Raw genomic sequence first — 21,755 nt, forward strand, 5'->3', positions numbered from 1 at the left:
GGGGCGCTTTTTTAATGGACGTTGACGCTGTCCCTCAGTGTGGTACTATCGGAGAAAGAAGCTGCTTATTTTCATCGCAATGGAGGCTTTTGCGTTGACCAACCTTGTTTCGGAGTGGACGGAGTTCCGCTTTCCATTATATACGGCTGTTCAAATTCGTTCGCTATACGGTACTTCAAATTTGCCGGCACATAAAATCCATGAAGAGTTCGCGGTGCTGATCGGGCTCGCCGCCGGCAAAGCTGTCCTCAGAAGCGGCGATCAGACCTTTGAGCTTGCCGAAGGCACGGTCATACTGCTTCCGGCCGGGACCCATGCCGCGCTGATGACCGATTCCCTTGGACCGCTGCACGCCTACAAGCTTTCCATCGGCATCTCGGAGCAGACCATATCCCAGTATAGCGGCTCCGCGATGCGCGGCAGCGAGCTGATCGATGGCAAGAATGTGCGATTTTTTCCAAATGAACCTGGGATCGTGGCCATGCTGGAGGAGTTGTATCTTTATCGTTCACCGGCTTATGAGGCCCGGCATGTCCAAAATCAAATGGTGTTTTACCGGATTATTTTTGAGCTGCTGTCCGGATCCGGGGGAACCCATTCGGCCAATGGGGAGCTAAGCATGGAGCGAAGCATCGCTTATATGGAGAACCGCTTTAGAGACAAAATAACCCGTGAGCAGTTGGCCGCGATGGCGGGCGTAAGCAGTTCGCATTATTCTATTTTATTTAAGCGGATTACCGGCTTTTCGCCCCAGGAATATCTGTCGCGGCTGCGCGTTCACCGGGCCGTCGAGCTGCTGATCGGCGGTTCGGGCACGCTCAGGGAGATCGCGCAGAAGGTCGGCTACAAGGATGAGTTTTACCTTAGCCGCCGTTTCAAACGGCAGATTGGAGTATCCCCGACGGTTTATCACAGCATTTCTCCGCAGCGCGTGGCCGTCATGCTTACTCCTTATGCCAGCCATCTGCTGCTGCTGGGGCGCGAACCGGTGCTCACGATTTCGGAGAACGGCGAGTATGTCCATACCGCAGAACTGCCGCAGCCGCAAGCGATGAGATTTATCCATACGGATTGTACCTTCGAGCAATTAAAGTCGGCACTGCTGGATACCAAAGCGGATATGATTATCGCGGCGGGGGAGCATTTGCACAGACACGGTCTGAATCCCGAGCAGCTGCGGGCGGTCGCGCCTGTGGTAGAAATTCCGTGGATGGAACTTGGCTGGAAGGATCATCTTCGCCTGATTGCCCGGGCGATTCGGCAAAGCGAAAGGGCGGAAGCGTGGCTGGCGGCATTTGAACAAGAGGAGAAGTCGGCTCGTCTTTTGGTACGGCAAAGGGCGGCCGCGGACGAAACCGTGGGGATTTTGGTTGTCCGGCCGGAGGGACTGCTCGTTTACGGCGCCCGCAATGCCGGGTACGTGATATACCATTCGCTTGGGCTAAGACCCCCGGCAAAAATACAGCAGCTTAATCATAAGCTGGGCAATACATTCCATTCGATTCCCATCGAGCCGGCGGAGCTGGCCGATGTTGCGGGGAATCGCCTGCTCGTGATCGTGTTTCCCGATGCCAAAGGTTCCACCGCACACGCGGAAGCCTTGTTTCAGTCCCCGTACTGGAAAGAGCTTTCCGCCGTACAGCGGAACAAGGTGCATCATTTGGACATGGACGAATGGATTCCATACAATCCCGTGTCCATCCGCCTGCAGCTGCAACGTGCTGTGGCGTTATTTTCCAGCATCCAATAGTCCAAGCTCCTTCCCTAACAATAAGCTATGGTTAAGCGAAATAAGGCTGAATATAATTAGTTATGAAAATGAAACTCATTATCAATTAGTGTCCTCATTGACACATAGCTATTGTAAGGGAGAGAGTCATCTGATGAGAAAGCTGCTTATTCCGTTTGTTCTGTCATTAGCGGTTATGCTGAGCGCGTGCGGCGCAAGTCCAAGTCAAGGCGCAAATCAAACCGATCGCACAGGCGATAGCGGGAATTCTTCCCCCGGGTCTTCCCAGTCTTCAAACGAGCCTGACTCCGGGACCATGACTTATCAATCCGAAAACGGCCCAGTCGAGGTTCCGGCCCATCCGCAGCGCGTCGTTGTCTTGACCAGGTTCCTGACGGGCAATGTCATGCAGCTGAATGTGCCGATCGTCGGAGCGGACGAGATGTCCAAGGAAAACCCGCAATTCAAAGACCGGCTGAAAGACGTGGAAACGGTGACGGACGAAAGCTTGGAGAAGATCATCGAACTGCAGCCGGACCTCATCATCGGACAGTCTGATATTAAAAACGTAGACAAGCTCAAGCAAATTGCGCCAACGGTTACTTTTACGTACGGAAAAGTCGACTATTTGACGCAGCAGCTGGAAATCGGCAAACTGCTGAACAAGGAAAAAGAAGCCCAGGCTTGGGTGAATGATTTCAAGGCGCGGACGAAGCAGGCCGGCGAAGAGATTAAAGCGAAGGTCGGCGAAGGCGCGACGGTCTCGGTGATCGAGACGTTCAACAAGCAGCTTTACGTGTATGGCTACAATTTTGGGCGCGGCACCGAACTTTTGTATGGCGATTTGGGCTTCAGCCTGCCGGAGAAAACCAAGGAAGCAACGAAAAAGGACGGCTATTTCGCGGTATCCTCCGAAGTTTTGCAGGATTACGTGGGGGACTATATTATTTTCAGCAAAAATGCCGACGAGGACAATTCCTTCCAGAATACGCAGTCTTACAAAAATATCCCTGCCGTCAAAAACAACCGGGTTTTTGAAGCCGATGCGAAAGCTTTCTATTTCAACGACCCGCTCAGCATGGAATACCAATTGGACTTCTTTAAGAAAAGTTTCCTGGGCAAGTAACCAAGGCAGAGGTACCTATGAGAGTTAAATTACGTTCCATTCCGTTTATGTATAAGCTTCTCGGCAGCGTGCTGCTGCTCGTCGTCTGCTTCGTGATCTCGATGTTGTTCGGCGCGCAGGAAACGGCGCCGCATGAACTGTGGCTGGCGCTTACTTCGGCTGCATCCGAAGGGAATGTACTCACGCTGCAAGAGATCCGTTTGCCGCGTGAACTGGCCGCGATGCTGGTCGGCGCCGCGCTGGCCGTATCCGGCGCGATTATGCAAGGGGTTACCCGCAATCCGCTAGCGGATCCCGGCTTGCTGGGACTCACGTCCGGCGCCAACCTGGCGCTCGCCGTCATTTTTGCGTGCATCCCGGGGATCAGCTATTTCGGCATCATGCTGGCTTGTTTTATCGGCGCCGCCGCAGGCGGAGGGCTGGTCGTCGGACTTGGCGCGGTGCGCCGAAGGAACTTGTCCCCTGTTCGCATCGTGCTCGCGGGAGCGGCCATCTCCACCTTTCTGCAGGCCGCCACGGAAGGCATCAGCCTTGCGTTCAAAATCTCCAAGGATGTCTCCATGTGGACGGCCGGAGGCTTAATCGGGACAAATTGGGAGCAAATTCAGGCGGTCGCGCCGGTCATTGTTGCCGGAATTGCGGTGTCCGTCATGTATTCCGGCCATTTAACGATTCTCAGCCTGAGCGACGAGGTGGCGGTAGGCCTGGGGCAAAAGCTCGCGCGGATCAAATTTATTTTGTTTGCCCTGGTCATTCTGCTGACGGGGGCCGCGGTGGCGCTCGCCGGAAACATCGCCTTCCTCGGGCTGATGATTCCGCATATCGTCCGCAAGATCGTGGGCACCGATTACCGTTATATCCTGCCTTTTTCGGTGTTTGCGGGAGCCGCCTTCATGCTGCTGGCGGATACGCTCGCCCGGACCATCAACGCCCCTTACGAGACGCCCATGGCGGCGATTGTGGCCATGGCCGGCTTGCCGTTTTTCCTGCTTGTCGTGCGTAAAGGGGGCAAATCGCTATCATGAATCCGTCCGCTTTTGTTCGGAAACAGCGTATCATTTTGCTGATCAGCCTCGGGGCCATCGTTCTGACGGCTGTTGCCAGCATGGGGTTCGGCTATTCTTCTCTGTCCTTCGACAGGCTGCTTCCCGTGCTGCTGGGCCACGGCACGTTTAAGGAGGAGTTCGTTCTGTTTTCCGTCAGACTGCCGCGAATTCTGGTCACATTGTTGTCGGGAATGGCCTTGGCGTTATCCGGGTCGATCCTGCAAAGCGTTACCCGCAACGATTTGGCCGACCCGGGCATCGTCGGCATCAATTCCGGAGCAGGCGTGGCGATCTCCGTGTTTTTTCTGTATTTTCCGATCGAAACGGGATCGTTTGCCTATATTCTGCCTTTTGTTGCGTTTGTCGGGGCTTTGATCACGGCCATACTCGTGTATATTTTCTCGTGCAGCCGGACCCGGGGGCTTGATCCCGTTCGCCTCGTCTTGGTTGGAGTGGGCTTCTCCATGGCGCTGTCGGGGATTATGATCGTGATTATTTCCTCGGCGGAACGCGCTAAGGTGGACTTTATCGCCAAATGGATTGCCGGCAATATTTGGGGTACGGACTGGCCTTTTATCGGGGCCTTGCTTCCGTGGCTGATCCTGCTTGTGCCGTTTACTTTGTTTAAATCCCGGCAGCTTAATCTGCTCAGCTTAAGCGAGGCATCGGCGATCGGCGTGGGCGTTCATCTTGAGCGCGAGCGGCTGATCCTGATTTTGGCCGCCGTCGCGGCATCCGCATCGGCGGTTTCCGTCACCGGGGGCATCGCCTTCATCGGCCTGATGGCTCCGCACATCGCCAAAGCGCTGGTCGGACCGCGCAATCAGCTGTTCATTCCCGTCGCGGTGCTGCTGGGCGGGTGGCTGCTGCTCATCGCCGACACGATCGGCCGCAATCTGGTCGATCCCGACGGGATTCCGGCCGGTGTTATGGCCTCGCTGCTCGGGGTGCCTTATTTTGCTTATTTACTGCTTAAAAAATAGCGTCAGCATATAGGCTCAACCTCTCAACCTAGAAATCGGCGCTTGACGGTTGGCTGCTGGAACGATGAACTGAACGATGAACCGTCGGCGTTCAAAATAGCGGAACTTTATGTACTTATTATCCGGAGCTAGGCATGTTCACCCTCATTAACGGAATTTTATGGCCTTATTTTCCTAAGAGTAGTCCAGATCGCGAGTATTTGTTGCGGTTCGTAGAAAATAGCGACATAAATTCCCTCTATTTCTCTTTGAATGGGGGACATCGCCACAATAACGCCATTTTTTACCCTTATATTTTCGCGAGAGTTAAAAGTATAAGAAAAGCGCAAGCACAGAAGATGGATATCCTCTTCCTGCTTGCGCTTGTTTGTTTTTCCCCTTCATCAATCCCGGCGCTCTACAAACTTTTTCCTCAATGTGCGCGATCTTTTGTTATAATAAAGTGAATACATATGTTCGCTTCAAAAAAGGACGCGAGCTCCGCAAGCAAAACGGGAGTTCGAGCATACATTTGGGGAGAGATGAGCTTGCGTATACTTGGAATCGACCCTGGGATCGCGATCGTGGGGTTTGGATTTATCGATAAACAAGGGAGCAAACTGACTCCGGTGCAATACGGCTGCATTCAGACGGAGGCGCACACGCCGGAGGAAGAAAGGCTGCTTCATGTATATGAAGGCATGGTGCAGTTGATCGAAAAATATAACCCGGACGCGGTGGCGCTGGAGAAGCTGTTTTTTAACCGCAACGTCACGACGGCGATGTCGGTTGGACAAGCGAGGGGCGTGCTGGTGCTGGCGGCGGTCCAGAAAGGGCTGCCGGTCGCGGAATACACGCCGATGCAGGTCAAGCAGGCGATCGTCGGATACGGCAAAGCCGAAAAGCGGCAGGTGCAGGAAATGACCCGCATGTTCCTGAAGCTGCAGGCGATCCCGAAGCCGGACGATGTGGCCGATGCTTTAGCCGTCGCAATTTGCCACGCGCATTCTTACACATTAAATTCTAAATTAAACGAGGTATTGCGTTCATGATCGATTTTTTGCGGGGCCAGGTGGCCCATTTGGAAACGGAATATGTTGTACTCGACGTGCAGGGCGTAGGTTATCAGGTGTTTTGCCCGAACCCGTATGCGTTTGCCGCGAAAGGACAAGAGACGGTGACGATCTATACGCATCATCATGTCCGTGAAGACGCGATTTTGCTGTTCGGCTTTCCCACCCGCGAAGAGCAGAGGCTGTTCCGCAAGCTGATCGAGGTGTCCGGCATCGGGCCGCGCGTGGCGCTGGGCATTTTGAGCGGGGGCAGTCCGGACCATGTGGTGGCGGCGATTCACCAGGAGAATATCGGCTTTCTGACCAAACTTCCGGGCATCGGCAAAAAAACGGCGCAGCGTATGATTTTGGACCTGAAAGACAAGCTCGAAGGGATGGGCGGCCCCTCTTTATTTGATGATCCGTCCGAGGCTCTCCCTGCGGCCGAATCCGCTTATCCCGGCTGGCCGGAAGCCCGGGAAGGGCTTAAGGCGCTTGGATACACGGATGCCGAATTGGACAAGGTGTGGCATCGCATGAAGGAGGATGTCGCCCCGGATGAAGCGGTGGATTCGGTAATGAAAAAGGCGCTCAAGCTGCTGTATGCCGGCTGATGAGAGAAGGACTGGAAGGAGAGCGAACGCGCAATGATGGAAGACCGGATCATATCGGCGAATTTGATGATGGAGGATCAGGCCGTCGAGCTGAGCCTCCGTCCCCGCTACTTGGCGGAATATATCGGACAAAGCCAAATCAAGGAAAATTTAAAAATCTACATCGAAGCGGCGAAAATGCGCAATGAAGCGCTGGACCATGTTTTGCTTTACGGGCCGCCGGGACTGGGCAAAACGACGCTGGCGAACATTATCGCCAACGAGCTTGGCGTCAACATCCGCACAACGTCGGGCCCGGCGATTGAACGGCCCGGCGATTTGGCCGCCCTGCTGACGAATCTGCAGGAAGGCGATGTGCTGTTCATCGACGAAATTCACCGCCTGCACCGCACGGTTGAAGAAGTGCTGTATCCGGCGATGGAGGATTTCGCGCTGGACATCATGATCGGGAAAGGGCCAAGCGCCCGCTCGGTCCGGCTCGATTTGCCGCCGTTTACGCTGGTGGGGGCGACCACCCGGGCAGGCCTGTTGTCGGCGCCGCTGCGCGACCGCTTCGGCGTCGTCAGCCGCCTCGAGTTCTATACGATCGGCGAGCTTAGCTTCATCGTATCCCGGGGAGCCGATATTTTCGGCATCGAAATGGTCGGCGACGCCGCCGAGGAGATCGCTTTAAGATCGCGGGGGACGCCGCGGATTGCGAACCGGCTGTTAAGACGCGTCCGGGATTACGCGCAGGTGCGGGGCGACGGGATGATCACGACGGACATCGCCAAGGAGGCGCTAAAGATGCTGCAGGTCGATCCGATGGGACTCGATCTTATCGATCACAAGATGCTGCGGGCGATGATTACGAGCTTCCGGGGAGGTCCGGTCGGACTCGATACGATTGCGGCGACGATCGGCGAAGAAAGCCAAACGATCGAAGACGTGTACGAGCCATATTTGCTGCAGATCGGATTTTTGCAGCGAACCCCGCGCGGCCGTATGGTGACCCCCGCAGCTTACCAGCATTTGGGGCTGCCCATGCCGGAAAGCCCTTAATAGGAGAAATTCGCTAGCATTCGGGTAACATTACATCATAGGGAGGAGAAGCGGTTTTGAAAGGGACGAGACGGGCAATGACATTCAGCAAATGGGGAAAAGGAATCGCGGCCGCTTTGCTGTTAACTGCAGCGGTCCAATTCCCGGGGGTTGCCGGCGCCGCAGCTTCCGAACAAATTCGCGTAGCTATGTACCTGGATCTTGGCAGCACGTACAAGTCGACCGTGCCGGCGGTAACGCTGAAGACGGAAGCGGCTGCGGAAGCGGGCATCATGGCCGGCGGGGAGTTCGCGCCTTGGCTGGAAATGGCCGCAGCCGAAACCACCCGGTTTAGCGTCAGCGGCTTTAAAGTGAAGGCGCTGGAAAGCACCGACTGGGGAACGGTCGCCGCCGCGGTCAAAAAATTGCAGGGTACCGCCGACAAACCGGTGGCCTACGCGGTCGATCGGCCGGCCGGCACGGTTTACCGGATTTATACCGGCCCGTACGCCAGCGCGGCCGAGGCTCTGACAGCTGCCGGCCGGGTCAGCCAAGCCTTGTCCGGCCAGCTCCTGGGCCAAAAGCCAAGCGTACGGGGACCTTATTACATATCGGCCGGCCTTTTCGGTTCACGAAATGAAGCCGAATCGCTAGCCAAAACGTTGAGCGGGCAGGACGTCGAGGCGTTTGTGGCCATGACCGGCCCGCAAAAGTATGCGGTGTGGGTCGGGGGGATGTCCAGCGTGGCCGAACAAGCGACATTGCAGGCCGAACTGGCCCTAACCGCGCCGCAGCTGTTTTTAACCCCTGTGGATTTGGCAACGCCAGCCCTTCTGCTGCATAATGATGTTTCACCCGCTTTGGGCGCTCCGAATGGGGCCGCACATTACGAACTGTACGGAGAAGGGGCCAAGCTGATGGTCCGTGACAATAAAGACAGCTCGGCCATAAAGGTTGTCGAGCGTTCCGAACGCCGGTACCGGGGCGATTTTGAAATCAGTAAAGTGAACGGGCAGTTGGCGCTGGTCAATGTGTTGCCGCTAGAGCAATATTTATATTCGGTCGTATCCGCCGAAGTACCGCCTTCATGGCCGCAGGAGGCGCTTAAGGCGCAGGCTGTCGCCGCCCGCAGCTACGCGCTGTATAACGCGCAATTGAACAAGTATAAAGTTGCGGGCTTGGTGGATACAACATTAAGCCAAGTCTACAATGGTGTAAATCAGGAGGCGGACAGCGTCGTGAAGGCGGTCGAAAGCACCGCCGGCGAAGTGCTGAAGGTAAGCGGCAAAGTGATTGAGGGCCTGTTCTCGTCCAACAGCGGCGGCGTCACCGCAGATTCCGCGGAAGTGTGGAGCAACGTCAATCCGATTTACGCCAGCGTCCCGAGCGAAGGCGACGAATCGGCCCAGGCTTCATTAAAAACGTGGTACCAGGTTCTGCTCGACAACGGCAAAACCGGGTATGTCCGGGAAGATAACGCCAAGCTTGCGGAAACGAACGCGGCCGGGCTGCCGCTAATGACCGTGACGGCCAACAATGTAAACGTACGTCCGCTTCCCTTGATTCAATCCGACGTCAACCCGGTGGCGAAACTAAACCCGGGAGATAAGGCCATCGTGCTCAGCAAGGTGGCGGAGTCCACCGCTTATGCCTGGATTCGGGGGCCTTACACCTCCGATCAGCTGTTAAAATCGCTCAAAGGCAAAACGGCGACCGAGCCGCCTGCGCCGATTACGAGTCTGGAGGTTGCGCAAAGAGGACCGTCCGGAAGGGTGACGCAAATCAAGGCGAACGGCCAAATTTTGGACGTTAAATACCCGGATTCGTTCAGATCCGCATTAAACGGCCTGCCGAGCACCTTGTTTGAAATTGTGCCTACCGGAAGGTATACTGTTCAAGGTGCCGAAGGCGCAGCCGGTACGGCAGCTTCGGATGCTACGATTTTATCGGCTTCCGGAAAAACGACCTTAAGCGGCGGAAATATGGTGGTGCTGGGCGCGGATCAAACGGCCCGGGTTATTGACAAGAGCAGTGCCTTTCTGTTTGTCGGCCGCGGAAACGGCCACGGGCTCGGATTATCCCAATGGGGAGCCAAAGGATTGGCCGACGCCGGGTATGATTACCGGAAAATATTGCAACACTACTACCAAAATGTAACTATCGTTAAGGAATGAGCAGAGTTATGAATGTGGATATGTACGATTTCGAGCTCCCGGAGGAGCTGATTGCCCAAACTCCGCTTCCGGAGCGAAGCGCTTCGCGATTGCTGACGTTGAATAAGGAAACCGGGGAAATTCGCCATCATGTTTTTCCCGATATTTTGGATTATCTTCATCCCGGCGATACGCTTGTGCTGAACGATACCCGCGTCATCCCGGCCCGGTTGTTCGGGGTCAAGCAGGATACCGGCGCCAAAGCGGAAGTGCTGCTGCTGAAGAACCTTGGGGAAGACCGCTGGGAAGCCTTGGTCAAGCCGGGGAAAAAACTGAAGGCAGGCGCGGTGATCGTTTTTGGCGACGAGCTGCGGGCGACGGTGGAATCGGAAGCGGACATGGGCGAGCGGGTGCTTCGTTTTTCTTACAAGGGTATTTTCAACGAAATTTTGGATCGTTTGGGCCAAATGCCGCTGCCCCCTTATATCAAAGAAAAATTGGACGACCGCGAGCGGTATCAAACCGTGTATTCCAAACATGAAGGCTCGGCGGCGGCGCCTACGGCCGGGCTTCATTTTACCGAGGAGCTATTGGAGCAGGTACGGGCCAAAGGGGTTAACATCGCATTTGTGACGCTGCATGTCGGTCTCGGCACATTCCGCCCGATGGCGGTGGAGCGGGTCGAGGATCATGTCATGCACGAGGAATATTACGTGCTGCCTCAGGAGACGGCCGATATTATCAACCAAACTAAAGCCAAAGGCGGCAGAGTTATCGCCGTCGGAACGACGTCCGCCCGCACGCTGGAGACGGTCGCTCAAGCATGCAAAGGCGGTCCGATCGTCCGCAGCAGCGGATGGACCGGGATTTTCATTTACCCGGGTTATGAATTCGGGCTGGTGGATGCTATGCTGACGAATTTCCATCTTCCAAAATCGACACTCGTCATGCTGGTTAGCGCGTTGGCCGGCCGGGACCATATTATGGCCGCCTACAAAGAAGCGATCGCGATGAAATACCGCTTTTTCAGCTTTGGCGACGCCATGTTTATTTATTAAGAATGAAGAGGACGGTTGATTAGAGTGGCACCAGCAATCACGTATGAGCATATTAAAACCTGCAAGCAGTCCGGAGCAAGACTAGGCCGCGTGCATACGCCGCACGGAACGTTCGACACTCCGACATTTATGCCGGTCGGCACCCAAGCCACGGTTAAAACGATGAGTCCCGAGGAATTGAAGGAGATGGATGCGCGGATTATTCTCAGCAATACGTACCATCTCTTTTTGCGGCCGGGCCACGAGATTATCCGCGAAGCGGGCGGACTGCACAAGTTCATGAATTGGGACCGGGCGATTCTGACCGACAGCGGAGGCTTTCAGGTGTTTTCGCTGGCCGAAATGCGCAAAATCACGGAAGAAGGCGTGCATTTCCGCTCCCATTTAAACGGCGACAAGCTGTTCTTGTCCCCCGAAGTCGCCATGGAAATCCAAAACGCGCTCGGATCGGATATCATGATGGCCTTTGACGAGTGCCCCCCTTACCCGGCGGAATACGATTACGTGAAAAGTTCGACGGAACGTACGTCGAGATGGGCCGAGCGCTGTCTCAAAAGCCACTCCCGTCCGCACGATCAAGGCCTGTTTGCCATCGTGCAGGGCGGCATGCACGAAGATTTGCGCAAACAAAGCGCGCGGGATTTGACTTCCCTGGATTTTCCGGGGTATGCTATTGGTGGACTAAGTGTAGGCGAGCCCAAGCAATTAATGTATGAGGTGCTGGAATATACCGTGCCCCTTCTTCCTGCGGACAAACCGCGGTATTTGATGGGCGTCGGTTCGCCTGATGCGTTGATCGAAGGCGCGATTCGCGGCGTCGATATGTTTGACTGCGTCCTGCCGACCCGCATCGCCCGCAATGGCACGACGATGACCAGCCAAGGCAGACTGGTGGTGCGAAATGCCCAGTATGCCAATGATTTCGGACCGCTTGACCCCGAATGCGATTGCTACACGTGCCGAAATTATTCCAGGGCTTATCTTCGCCATTTGATCAAAGCGGACGAAACGTTCGGGCTTCGGCTAACTACATACCATAACCTGCATTTCCTGATCACCCTCATGAAAAATGTCCGCCAAGCTATTATGGAAGACAGGTTGCTTAGTTTCCGGGATGAGTTTTTTGAAAAGTACGGTTTGTTTGGCAACGACAAGGGATTTTAAGCGTCCGCAGTAGTTTTGCAGTGTGAAAGGGGGGAACACGCATGTTTCATTTTGCAGCAGCAGGAGGAGCCGGCGGAGCCGGAGGCACAGGCTCCCTGATCCAGATGATCATTCCGTTCGTTATCATGATCGCCGTATTTTACTTTTTGCTGATCCGTCCTCAGAAGAAAAAGCAGCAGCAGCGCAACACCATGCTGAATTCGCTGAAAAAAGGCGATAAGATCGTGACGATCGGCGGCCTGCACGGTACGATTATGGAGATGACGGACGATACGGTCGTTCTTCGCGTGAACGACGTCACCAAGCTGACGTTCGACCGCAGCGCCATCAGCCACAGTATCAATTCGGGAGCCGACGGCAAATAATCGCACAAAAAAGGGTCCAAGCCATTTTTCGGCTTAGGCCCTTTTTTTCATTCACTTCCGGTTTAAATTCACCCCGATCATTCCTCCAAAAGCCCCGATGACAAGCCCCGGCGCCAGCAGAATGCAATCGCGCAGCGTCAGCGATGTGTCGAGCGCGAGAAAGCTGATGAGCAACAGCAGCACCACGTACAGCAGACCGGTCAGACCACCCTGGTACCAGCCTCTCTGCTTCGCCCTTTTGCCGGAGACGATGCCGCCGAACAAAACGGCGATGCCGTGAACGAGATAGGTGTACAGCGCAAGCTCGGGCTCATCCAGCATCTCCCCCTGCAATAACAGCGACAATATCAGGGCGCCGATCATCATCCATAAAAAAGCGTACCAAAGTCCCGAGACGGTAGGCTGCGAAATCCGAAACCCGAATAAATTGCGGATGAAGTGCATAAGGTCATCCTCCTGTCCTCTTATTACCACCATTTTATGGTCAAGCCCATGCAGTTATTACCGCGGCGCCGATTTTTTTGGAGTGGTGATCAAAAGCGGACTTTTTGAACTGCCTATAAGGAAGATCCTTGCAAGAAACCCGCTTTTTAATCCGATATTTACCGCATGGAATGGATAAGCGACGGTCAGAATACCAGTACTATGTTCTGTTCGACCTTTTCATGAGGAGGGATCGCTGCCGTGGTCGATCATATGCTCGCCCATGTTTTTAGAACCGTTCTGATGTATATTGTCGTGTTTGTGGTGATGCGGATCATGGGTAAAAGAGAGATAGGCGAACTGTCGATTTTTGATCTGGTCATCTCGATCATGATTGCGGAAATCGCCGTATTTGCCTTGGAAGATGTCAAAAAACCGCTGTATGAAGGATTGATTCCCATGTTCACGCTCGTGATCATTCAAATCGGCATAGCCATGCTGTCGCTTCGCTTCCGCAAACTGAGATTATGGTTTGACGGCAAGCCGAGCGTCATCATTCATAACGGCAAAATCAACCGCGAGGAAATGAGGAAGCAGCGTTACAATTTGGACGATCTGCTCATGCAGCTGCGTTCCAAAAAAGTCGACAGTGTGGCCGACGTGGAGTTCGCCGTTCTGGAAACGAGCGGACAACTGAGCGTATTCCCCAAGGACAAGTCCGGCAAAACCGGCAATAGCGGCAACAGCGGCGGGCGCAAAAACAAGGAGAACGCGTCCATTGCCTCCAAAATCAAATACGAAGAGCTGCCGCTGCCGCTGATTATGGATGGAAAAGTGAACGAAGAAAATTTGCAAAAGATCGGGAAAACCAGGTTTTGGCTGAAAAATCAAATTCAGTCCAAGGGGTTGAGCGATTTTAAACAGGTGTTCTTCTGCAGCATGGATCATAATGGCAAATTGTATATCAACCCCATGGATGAGACTTGAATAGTTTTGCAACGTATCAGCGGCGGAACCACTTGCCGAGAACCGGCAGCCGCTTAAGGTCATGCAGGTCGAACAGGCCCATGACGCCGGCCAGCGCGAGATACAGGATTCCGGAGGCCGTAGCCGCGGCGATAAATTGGATTTCCAGAACGGAACCAAACGGCAGGCGGTTCATCGCGTATTGGGCGGCGGCCGCCATAATGACCATAGCGGCGCATACCTTGGCGAAATCCAGATAAGGCAGCGAATAGCGGAGAAAGCGGGCGACGCTGTAACCGTGCAGGAGCGTCACGACGATAAAGTTGACAACGATGGCGATGACGGCCCCGTAAATGCCCAGAGACGGATTGGATGCGAGATAAAAGATCAGCGATATTTTGATGACGGCTCCGATCAGGGTATTGACCAGGGCCCGCCCCGGCTTGTCTAGGGCTTGAAGCGTCGCCTGCAGCGGCGCCTGGGCATAGAGGAAAAGCGCAAAAGGAGCCATCGCCTTCAGCATGCCGGCGATTTCGGCGTTGTTGTAGATGATCAGGCAGAGCGGTTCGGCCATCACGAACATGACCGCGGCAAACGGGGCGCCGGTAACCAGCGCAAGCCGCAGCGATTGATGCAGCCGCAGCTGGATCGACCGCATATCCCCGCGAGCCTGGGCTTCGGCCAGCGAAGGAACAAGCGAGACGGCCAGCGAAGACGTCAGCGCGCCGGGCAGCAGCAGCAGCGGAATGACCATGCCCTGCAGCGCCCCGTATTGGGAGGTGGCCACGGCGACGCTGATTCCGGCCATCGCCAGGCTTCGCGCCGTGGTGATGGATTCCAGCAAGTAGGACAGCGAGCCGACGAGCTTGCCGCCGGTTACCGGAATCGCAATACGCAAAATCGGGCGAAGCAATTTACCGATCAAGGGCTGTTTTTCCGTGGCCGGCTTGACCGATGTTTCTTGGACCGCGGCTTCCTGCCGCTCCCGCCGCTGCAGCTGGCGGTATTGCCATAACAGCACGCCAAGCCCGACGATTTCCCCGGCAACGACGCCAAGCATCGCCCCCGCCGCGGCGTACGCCATCCCCATCGGCAGCAGCAAATACGCGAACCACAGCGTGCAGACGATACGGGCTACCGTCTCCAAAATCGAGGAGACGGCGGACGGGATCATGTCCTGCTTGCCCTGAAAATAACCGCGAAACACGGAGGAAACGGCGACGACGACGATCATCGGGCTCATCGCCACAAATGTATGGTAAACGCGGGCATCCGTAAGGATATAGCGGCTTACCCAGGGCGCCCCGAACAAGCATAAAAAGGTGAACAGGAAGCCCGCCGCTGTCGTAAATACCAGGCTCGTCCGCAAAATAGCACGGGAACGCCCCGGATTCCCCGAGGACTCGGCTTCGGCCACCAGTTTGGCGACGGCTAAAGGAATACCTCCGGTAATGATCGTTACGATCACGAGGAAGAAAGGATATCCAAGCTGATAAAGACCTACCCCTTCCGCCCCGATCACGCGGGGCAGCATAATGCGCGGAATGAAACCAAGGAGCCGGTTGACGATGCCCGCCACCAGCAAAATCATCGTTCCTTGGATGAAGGTTTGTTTGCTCAAAGTGCTTCCCTCTCTCCCGGAAAATAGCTTTATCGATCGTTTTTTCTTGGGGTTATTCTATGAATATGTCTTACCTGTACAAGTTCATGACTTGTCTTTTTGGAGGCTTCTAAAATTGGAAAAAGTCAGTAGAAGCAGGAATCGGGAAATTGGGGTAGAATGTATTAAAACGGGGGTTGAAGGAGGCAGAAAATCGTGGCTGAAGAGGGATTGACGGAACAAGAGTTGAACGAGGCGATCGAAAGCCTTTGCCGCAGCAAAGCGGAGGAATTCAGATTGATCGGTTACGAGCACGTAACCGGCCCTGAGATTTGGGAATGCGTGAGTCAAAAATATGAAAAGGAAGGCATTCCGCCAATGCATCAACTTGTCAATGATATACTTTCCTTAAAAGTGACCCAATTTATGAATTATATGACGATTTCCGCATATCGTGGATCCCGTCTTATATGAGGCCGGGGTCTTTTTTGTCGGCAAATTTTGATAAATTGACTCGCTTTTTCTGCATCGCTATAATAGGAATATTGAGAATTTGAAAGGGGAACGAAGTACGGAATGAAAAGAATCATCGCATTCATAACCGTCGTGGTTGTCTCGCTCGGGATTATGGGCTGGACAAGCCCCGACCTGTTGAAAAACGTACGTCTCGGCCTGGATTTGAAAGGCGGCTTTGAAATTTTGTATGAAGCATCGCCTTTGGAAGGCGGAGGAGCGGTGACGAGGGAATCCCTCCTCAAGACGGCGCAAAGCCTGGAGGATCGGGCGAACAAACTGGGGACAAGCGAACCGGAAGTTACGACCGAAGGCACCAACCGGATTCGCTTGAAGCTGGCCGGCGTCACCGACGAGGCAACGGTACGCAAAACGATGAAAGAGCCTGCCTCCCTTACATTCCGAAGCAAGGACGGTACGGAGAAGAACCCTAACGATTACAACAAAATCGAAATGGTGGGTACGGATTTTGTCGAGAACGGGGCAAAACTGGAATATACCCAGATGAACGAACCGGTTGTCAGCATTAAAGTGAAAGATAAAGAAAAGTTCGCGGAAGTTACCAAACGTTTGCTTGGAAAGCCGCTGGCGATTTACATGAACGACCAACTGATCTCTGCTCCCGTGGTTCAGGCTGTGCTGACCGACGGATCGGCGCAAATCAGCGTTGGCGGAGATTTGAACGAAGCCAAGGAGCTGCGCGACCAGATCAATCTCGGCGCCCTTCCGCTGAAATTGACCGAGAAATACTCGCAAAGCGTAGGCGCTACGCTGGGCATGCAATCGCTGCAACAGACGATTGAAGCCGGATTGATCGCTTCGGCGTTCATTTTGCTGTTTATGATCGGTATGTACCGGGTTCCCGGGCTAATCGCCTCCCTTACGCTTATCATTCATACATGGCTGCTTATTCTGGTGTTCGTGTGGGCAGACTTTACGCTTACCCTGCCGGGGATCGCGGCTTTGATTCTCGGGGTCGGGATGGCGGTCGACGCCAATATCATTACCAATGAACGGATTCATGAAGAAATACGTACCGGCAAGAGCATCATGTCCGCCGTAAAAGCAGGCGACAAACATTCCCTGCGCACGGTTCTCGATTCGAATATTACAACCATTATCGTTGCGGCGGTAATGTACTGGTTCGGCACCGGCGCGGTAAAAGGCTTTGCGCTCGTGCTGATCGTGGAAATCGTGCTCAGCATCGCTACGAATGTGTATCTCTCCCGCTTCCTGCTGAATCTGCTGCTTAAGGCGGGCAAGCTGTCGAAACCGAAGTATTTCGGCGTAAAGGAGCGTGATATTCGTGCGCTTTAATAAAAACCTGGACTATGTGCATCTCAGCAAGTACTTTTATATTTTGTCGATCGTCCTGACGATCGCCGGCCTCATCTGCCTCTCGGTTTTCGGCTTGAATTACAGCGTCGATTTTAAAGCGGGCTCCAATGTGGACATCTCGCTTACGAAACCGCTGACGGCGGAGCAAGTGAAGCCGATCTTGGACAAGCTCGGCATTGCGGAAGGCACGACGGTCAGCCCGGGCGAAGACCGGATGAATATCCGCTTTACGCAAGTGCTTAGTGAAGATAACGATGCGCAGTTGAAAAGCGAAATCTCGAAGCTGGACGACAAAGCCTCGTTCGAAGTCAACACGGTCGATCCGGAAATGGCCCGGGAACTGGCCCGCAACGCGATTTATGCCGTGCTGATTTCCTGTATAGGGATCATCATTTACGTCAGCATCCGTTTTGAATGGCGGTTTGCCCTGGCCGCGATCGTCGCCTTGCTGCACGATGCGTTTATGGTCATCGCGGTTTTCTCCATTTTCCGCTTGGAGGTCGACCTGACCTTTATCGTCGCGGTATTGACGATCATCGGTTATTCGATCAACGATACGATCGTTATCTTCGACCGGATTCGCGAGAACCTGCGTTTTTCCAAGCTCAAAACGCGTCAGGACCTCGTCGATTTGGTCAACCACAGCGTGGCGCAGACGATTATGCGTTCCCTATACACCGCGCTTACGGTGTTTGTGGCCGCCTTCTTCCTGTTCCTGCTGGGCGGCGAGTCGATCAAGATGTTCTCGCTCGCCATGGTGATCGGCCTGCTGTTCGGGGCTTACTCTTCGATCTTTATCGCCAGCCCGCTCTGGTTTGTCTTTAAAGGTAAGCAAAAGAATAAACCGGCTAAAGCATCCTAAGCGGCTTTTTGAAGATATCTAGCCATCGGTTGGTTCAAGAAAGAGCCGCGTCGACTAAAGACGCGGCTCTATCATTCTTCATCAGTTTCTACATGGTTTTAGGAGGTCATTATGAAACGCGAACATGCTGCCTTTTCCGATTCCGCCGCTTGGCTTAGCATCGTAAGCCATGCAGCGCTTGCCGTCTTTAAAGGGATGGTGGGGCTATGGTTCGACAGCCGGGCGCTGCTGGCGGCCGCATTGCACTCCGCTTCGGATGCCGCGGCCGAAATCGCCGCAAAAGTGGAGTGGCCCGGTTTACGGAAGCGGAGAGCGCTGCACGCGGCATATGTCGGGAGAGAAGGGGCTGAGCCGCTTCTTGCGATCTTTTTTGCCGTGTTCCTGCTTATGGGCGGACTGCAGATGATGATTGCCGCCATATCGAATATCGCCAGAGACGAGCTCAAGCCTCCGGAAGTGATGGCCGGAGTCGCCGTCGTCGTTTCATTTGCGCTGAAGGAAGCGGTGTTCCAATTCCGGTTTCGCCAGTCCCGGAAAGAGGATCCCAAAACCGCGCAATCGCTGATCGCAACGCACCGTTACTCTCTTTATTCTTCCGTAGCTGCGTTCATCGGTGTTTTTGGCGCGGTGGCGGGGCAGGCGATGGGGGTTTCTGAATTGCTTTATCTTGATCCTTTGGCCGCCTTTTTTATCGCTTGCCTCGTCTTTTGGAGAGCGTACCGTCTGATCAGGGAGTCCCTTTACGGCCGGCTGGTTTCCGCCATTCAGGAGGAAGACGCCACTTCCTTTATCGAGACGGTCCAGCGGGTCCACGGCGTTATTGCCGTCGATGAACTGAAAGCGCAGGAGAATGGACATTACGTTATCGTGGACGCGAAAATCAGCGTGAATCCGCGGATCACGGTTATGGAAGCAAACGACATCGCCAATCGCGCCAAAATGCTGCTGCTCAACCGGTTTTCCCACGTAAGCGAAGTACGGATTCAAGTGGCGCCTTACGACGCCGGCTATCCTTATAAGAGCAACGCGGAGGAAAACGGCAGCGATATGCCGAATTTACTGCAATGACACTTGGCCCTGCGTAAAAAGACATTAAATGCGTAAAAGACATTTGAATGAAGGTTCAAAAAGTCAGGTTTTCAGCACCGAGAAGGTTGGATGAAGCTAGGGACTGAGTAGCGGAGCGTAGGCTGATCCTACGTGAGCAACGGAAGGCCCGGCTGAATTCAAGATTCGACGTCGAGTTCACTTCTTGACCTGCTTCGTGATCAAAAGATGACTTTTTGAACTACCTCTAGAAAGAAGGTGCCGCCCATGCTTCATCCTAAGTACCGCTGGGACCCGCTTCCCGCCGACGAAGAAGCCGCCCGTTTGCTCGCCGATCGGCTTAACCTCTCTCCGCTTGTCGCCTCGCTGCTGGTTACGCGGGGGATGGCGAAGCCGGAGGAGGCGGAGCTTTTTTTGAAAGGAACGGCCGCCGATCAACACGATCCGATGCTGCTTAGCGGCATGAAGGAAGCGGTCCCGAGAATTCGCCGGGCCGTGGAAAACGGGGAGCGGATCCTCGTGTACGGAGATTACGACGCCGACGGGGTATCCTCGACGACGCTGATGATTTGTTTGATGCGCAAGCTGGGCGCTACATACGAATACTATATCCCGCATCGTACCAAGGAAGGTTACGGTTTACATATTCCGGTTCTGGAGCAGGCTAGGCAGAAGGGGGTTACGCTGGTCGTTACCGTGGATACCGGCATCAGCGCGGTGGAACAGATCGCTTATGCCCGCGAGGAGGGCATGGACGTAATCGTGACGGACCATCACGAACCGCCGGCGGTGCTTCCGGAAGCCTACGCCTTAATTAACCCGAAGCTCCCCTTTTGTCCTTATCCGTTCAAGGGATTGGCCGGTGTCGGCGTCGCTTTCAAGCTGGCTAAAGCGCTGCTTGGGGATGACACCCCGGAATGCTGGACGGAACTGGTAGCGCTTGGAACGATCGCCGATTTGATGCCGCTGGTCGGAGAAAACCGCATGCTGGTCCGGGCCGGGCTCGTCGCGATGTCGCGATCGGCTTTTCCGGGAATGACCGCTTTGCTCGGAACCGCCGGCTGGTCCAAGGGCGAAGTGACCTCGACGGCGGTCGCATTCGGGCTGGCGCCGCGCATCAACGCCAGCGGGCGCATGAGCCACGCGGACCGGGCGGTCGCTTTGCTGACCGCCGAAAACGCGGACGAGGCCGAAACGATTGCCGAGGAGCTTGATGTGCTCAACAAGGAACGGCAGATGCTGGTGGAAAGCATGGTGCAGGAGGCGCTGCTGCAGCTCGAGGAGCAGACCGGTGACGCAGGTTTGCCGAATATCATCGTTGTGGCCGGAGAGGGCTGGAATGCCGGGGTCGTCGGCATCGTAGCCTCAAAGCTGTTGGAGCGGTACTTCCGTCCGACGATCGTGCTCGGAATTAATCCGGAAACCGGCGAATGCAAAGGCTCCGCCCGCTCCATTCCCGGCTTCGACATCTACGAGGCGTTAACCGATTGCGCCGATTTGCTCGACCATTTCGGCGGCCATCCGTCGGCGGCCGGCATGTCGCTGGGGCGCGGCAACCTGGCCGAATTTTCGCGTCGTCTCAATGCTTTCGCCGCCGGCAAGCTCCGGCCGGAGCATTTTGTACCCGTGATTACGACCGATTTGGAATGTTCGCTTAAGGAGATCACGTTATCGTCCATCGAGGAACTGGAAAGCCTGGCTCCGTTCGGGATGGCCAATACGTGTCCGCGCCTGCTGATCCGCGGCGTAAAGCTGGTGGAATGCCGGCAAATGGGCAAAGACGGCAAGCATTTGAAGCTGGTTGTCGGGCAAAACGGAGTGACCGTGGAGGCCGTAGCCTTCGGCAAAGGAGAGCTTGCGCCCCTGCTGGCGGAAGAGGCGGTTTTGGACATGGTGTGCGAAGCCGGAATTAACGAATGGAACGGCTCGCGCAAACCGCAGCTGATGATTCAGGATCTTGCGGTTTCCCATCTTCAGGTGTTCGATTACCGCGGTTCGCGGAATCCGGCTATGCAGTTGGAGCAGCTTAAGAGCACGCTCGTTCACCTGCCGGCGTATGAACGTGACATCCCCGCCGTGATCGCGGCTGGCTCGGGCCCTCAATTGCTTCAGCTTGGCGATTTGAAGGATACCTCGGTTTGGGTATATGATAAGGACGATGGCGTTCTGCCGGGCAACGCTTTGGCGGAATCGGTCGGCGCAAGCCGCGTTACGACGCTGTTTGTGCTTGAGCTGCCGGATGCCTCGGAAGGCTGGAGCCGGATGATGGCTGCGTTTGTGTCGTTGGAAAGAATTTATTTGCTGCATCCGCAGCGCTCGCCGCAGGAAAGAATCGAAACACCGTCCCGCGATCATTTCAAGCAGGTGTACGGCCTGCTGCTTAGGCTTGGCGGGGCGGCTCTGCGCGAAGAAGAAATAGTGGCGGCGCTGTTGAAACGGACCGGCTGGTCGAGGCGGATGCTGGAGCTAACGCTGGGCGTGTTCGAGGAACTGGGTTTTATCTCCAGAGCGTCGGGCTCCATCGCCGTCAACCCTTCTCCTTCCAAACGGCCGCTGGAAACCTCAAGCCGTTACCGGGAGTTCGGGCTGCTCGCCGAAATGGAGCAGATGCTGCTTCATGCCCGGGTTCCGGAAATTACCAAATGGATGTTAACCCGGATTAAAGGGGCTTCATAGATTAACTTAATCTAGTTTTAGAATGGTTTATCTTGCGGTAT

Annotated in this window: 19 protein-coding genes; 17 read left to right on the plus strand and 2 right to left on the minus strand. The window is 54.9% G+C overall.

Features of this window, described 5'->3' with window-relative positions:
• Nucleotides 1-94 precede the first annotated feature (94 nt).
• From NYE74_RS12045 to yajC, 11 genes are all read left to right on the plus strand, one after another.
• On the plus strand, nt 95-1,750 hold the full coding sequence (locus NYE74_RS12045; RefSeq protein ID WP_316560620.1) for an AraC family transcriptional regulator: 1,656 nt from the start codon (nt 95-97) through the stop codon (nt 1,748-1,750).
• A 133-nt stretch (nt 1,751-1,883) separates the two neighbouring features.
• Nucleotides 1,884-2,855, plus strand: coding sequence for an iron-hydroxamate ABC transporter substrate-binding protein (locus NYE74_RS12050; RefSeq protein ID WP_124332596.1), 972 nt, complete (start codon nt 1,884-1,886; stop codon nt 2,853-2,855).
• A 17-nt stretch (nt 2,856-2,872) separates the two neighbouring features.
• Nucleotides 2,873-3,880, plus strand: a complete 1,008-nt coding sequence (locus NYE74_RS12055; protein ID WP_316560621.1) for a FecCD family ABC transporter permease — start codon at nt 2,873-2,875, stop codon at nt 3,878-3,880.
• Entirely contained in the window at nt 3,877-4,884 is a 1,008-nt protein-coding gene (locus tag NYE74_RS12060; protein WP_036620611.1) for a FecCD family ABC transporter permease, read from the plus strand. The genes NYE74_RS12055 and NYE74_RS12060 overlap by 4 nt, the downstream gene beginning before the upstream one ends.
• A gap of 527 nt (nt 4,885-5,411) precedes the next feature.
• Nucleotides 5,412-5,915, plus strand: coding sequence for a crossover junction endodeoxyribonuclease RuvC (gene ruvC / locus NYE74_RS12065; RefSeq protein WP_036620612.1), 504 nt, complete (start codon nt 5,412-5,414; stop codon nt 5,913-5,915).
• A complete protein-coding gene (gene ruvA / locus NYE74_RS12070; RefSeq protein ID WP_036620615.1) occupies nt 5,912-6,529 on the plus strand; it encodes a Holliday junction branch migration protein RuvA in 618 nt (205 codons plus the stop codon). Before ruvC ends, ruvA begins: the two co-directional genes overlap by 4 nt.
• A gap of 36 nt (nt 6,530-6,565) precedes the next feature.
• Nucleotides 6,566-7,570, plus strand: coding sequence for a Holliday junction branch migration DNA helicase RuvB (gene ruvB / locus NYE74_RS12075; RefSeq protein WP_036627707.1), 1,005 nt, complete (start codon nt 6,566-6,568; stop codon nt 7,568-7,570).
• Between the two features lie 56 nt (nt 7,571-7,626).
• Nucleotides 7,627-9,723 carry a SpoIID/LytB domain-containing protein gene (locus NYE74_RS12080; protein ID WP_316560622.1) on the plus strand — a complete coding sequence of 699 codons (2,097 nt, stop codon included), beginning with the start codon at nt 7,627-7,629 and terminating at the stop codon, nt 9,721-9,723.
• Nucleotides 9,724-9,731: 8 nt separating this feature from the next.
• The gene (queA, locus tag NYE74_RS12085; RefSeq protein ID WP_316560623.1) at nt 9,732-10,760 is read left to right on the plus strand and encodes a tRNA preQ1(34) S-adenosylmethionine ribosyltransferase-isomerase QueA; all 1,029 of its coding nucleotides are present in this window, start codon (nt 9,732-9,734) and stop codon (nt 10,758-10,760) included.
• A 24-nt stretch (nt 10,761-10,784) separates the two neighbouring features.
• The gene (tgt, locus tag NYE74_RS12090; RefSeq protein WP_240752021.1) at nt 10,785-11,924 is read left to right on the plus strand and encodes a tRNA guanosine(34) transglycosylase Tgt; all 1,140 of its coding nucleotides are present in this window, start codon (nt 10,785-10,787) and stop codon (nt 11,922-11,924) included.
• A 41-nt stretch (nt 11,925-11,965) separates the two neighbouring features.
• Nucleotides 11,966-12,289, plus strand: a complete 324-nt coding sequence (gene yajC, locus NYE74_RS12095) for a preprotein translocase subunit YajC (RefSeq protein WP_155621441.1) — start codon at nt 11,966-11,968, stop codon at nt 12,287-12,289.
• Between the two features lie 51 nt (nt 12,290-12,340).
• Here yajC and NYE74_RS12100 read toward each other — a convergent pair whose 3' ends face one another.
• Nucleotides 12,341-12,733 carry a TIGR04086 family membrane protein gene (locus tag NYE74_RS12100; protein ID WP_036620621.1) on the minus strand — a complete coding sequence of 131 codons (393 nt, stop codon included), beginning with the start codon at nt 12,731-12,733 and terminating at the stop codon, nt 12,341-12,343.
• 252 nt (nt 12,734-12,985) lie between these two features.
• Between NYE74_RS12100 and NYE74_RS12105 the strand changes: the two genes are divergently transcribed.
• The gene (locus tag NYE74_RS12105; protein WP_213510653.1) at nt 12,986-13,699 is read left to right on the plus strand and encodes a DUF421 domain-containing protein; all 714 of its coding nucleotides are present in this window, start codon (nt 12,986-12,988) and stop codon (nt 13,697-13,699) included.
• A gap of 16 nt (nt 13,700-13,715) precedes the next feature.
• Here NYE74_RS12105 and spoVB read toward each other — a convergent pair whose 3' ends face one another.
• On the minus strand, nt 13,716-15,299 hold the full coding sequence (spoVB, locus tag NYE74_RS12110; protein WP_036620623.1) for a stage V sporulation protein B: 1,584 nt from the start codon (nt 15,297-15,299) through the stop codon (nt 13,716-13,718).
• Nucleotides 15,300-15,494: 195 nt separating this feature from the next.
• Here spoVB and NYE74_RS12115 point away from each other — a divergent pair, with 195 nt between their 5' ends.
• From NYE74_RS12115 to recJ, 5 genes are all read left to right on the plus strand, one after another.
• Nucleotides 15,495-15,752, plus strand: coding sequence for a post-transcriptional regulator (locus NYE74_RS12115; protein ID WP_036620625.1), 258 nt, complete (start codon nt 15,495-15,497; stop codon nt 15,750-15,752).
• Nucleotides 15,753-15,854: 102 nt separating this feature from the next.
• Nucleotides 15,855-17,108 (plus strand): protein translocase subunit SecD, encoded by a 1,254-nt coding sequence (secD, locus tag NYE74_RS12120; protein WP_036620628.1) that lies wholly within the window; start codon nt 15,855-15,857, stop codon nt 17,106-17,108.
• Nucleotides 17,098-17,991, plus strand: coding sequence for a protein translocase subunit SecF (gene secF / locus NYE74_RS12125; protein WP_240752019.1), 894 nt, complete (start codon nt 17,098-17,100; stop codon nt 17,989-17,991). The genes secD and secF overlap by 11 nt, the downstream gene beginning before the upstream one ends.
• Nucleotides 17,992-18,102: 111 nt before the next feature.
• Nucleotides 18,103-19,059, plus strand: a complete 957-nt coding sequence (locus NYE74_RS12130; protein WP_124332590.1) for a cation diffusion facilitator family transporter — start codon at nt 18,103-18,105, stop codon at nt 19,057-19,059.
• Between the two features lie 246 nt (nt 19,060-19,305).
• Entirely contained in the window at nt 19,306-21,714 is a 2,409-nt protein-coding gene (gene recJ / locus NYE74_RS12135; protein ID WP_036620634.1) for a single-stranded-DNA-specific exonuclease RecJ, read from the plus strand.
• Nucleotides 21,715-21,755: the final 41 nt, after the last annotated feature.

Origin of the sequence: Paenibacillus sp. FSL P4-0127 (assembly GCF_038007325.1) — a bacterium.
In the GTDB taxonomy this organism is placed as follows: domain Bacteria; phylum Bacillota; class Bacilli; order Paenibacillales; family Paenibacillaceae; genus Fontibacillus; species Fontibacillus macerans.

Excerpts from the sequence above, each read along its gene's own strand:
- yajC (WP_155621441.1), top strand. The coding sequence starts at position 11,966 with ATGTTTCATTTTGCAGCAGCAGGAGGAGCCGGCGGAGCCGGAGGCACA.
- secD (WP_036620628.1), top strand. The coding sequence starts at position 15,855 with ATGAAAAGAATCATCGCATTCATAACCGTCGTGGTTGTCTCGCTCGGG.
- NYE74_RS12055 (WP_316560621.1), top strand. The coding sequence starts at position 2,873 with ATGAGAGTTAAATTACGTTCCATTCCGTTTATGTATAAGCTTCTCGGC.
- NYE74_RS12050 (WP_124332596.1), top strand. The coding sequence starts at position 1,884 with ATGAGAAAGCTGCTTATTCCGTTTGTTCTGTCATTAGCGGTTATGCTG.
- recJ (WP_036620634.1), top strand. The coding sequence starts at position 19,306 with ATGCTTCATCCTAAGTACCGCTGGGACCCGCTTCCCGCCGACGAAGAA.
- NYE74_RS12130 (WP_124332590.1), top strand. The coding sequence starts at position 18,103 with ATGAAACGCGAACATGCTGCCTTTTCCGATTCCGCCGCTTGGCTTAGC.
- NYE74_RS12105 (WP_213510653.1), top strand. The coding sequence starts at position 12,986 with ATGCTCGCCCATGTTTTTAGAACCGTTCTGATGTATATTGTCGTGTTT.
- NYE74_RS12100 (WP_036620621.1), bottom strand. The coding sequence starts at position 12,733 with ATGCACTTCATCCGCAATTTATTCGGGTTTCGGATTTCGCAGCCTACC.
- NYE74_RS12060 (WP_036620611.1), top strand. The coding sequence starts at position 3,877 with ATGAATCCGTCCGCTTTTGTTCGGAAACAGCGTATCATTTTGCTGATC.
- ruvA (WP_036620615.1), top strand. The coding sequence starts at position 5,912 with ATGATCGATTTTTTGCGGGGCCAGGTGGCCCATTTGGAAACGGAATAT.
- queA (WP_316560623.1), top strand. The coding sequence starts at position 9,732 with ATGAATGTGGATATGTACGATTTCGAGCTCCCGGAGGAGCTGATTGCC.
- ruvB (WP_036627707.1), top strand. The coding sequence starts at position 6,566 with ATGGAAGACCGGATCATATCGGCGAATTTGATGATGGAGGATCAGGCC.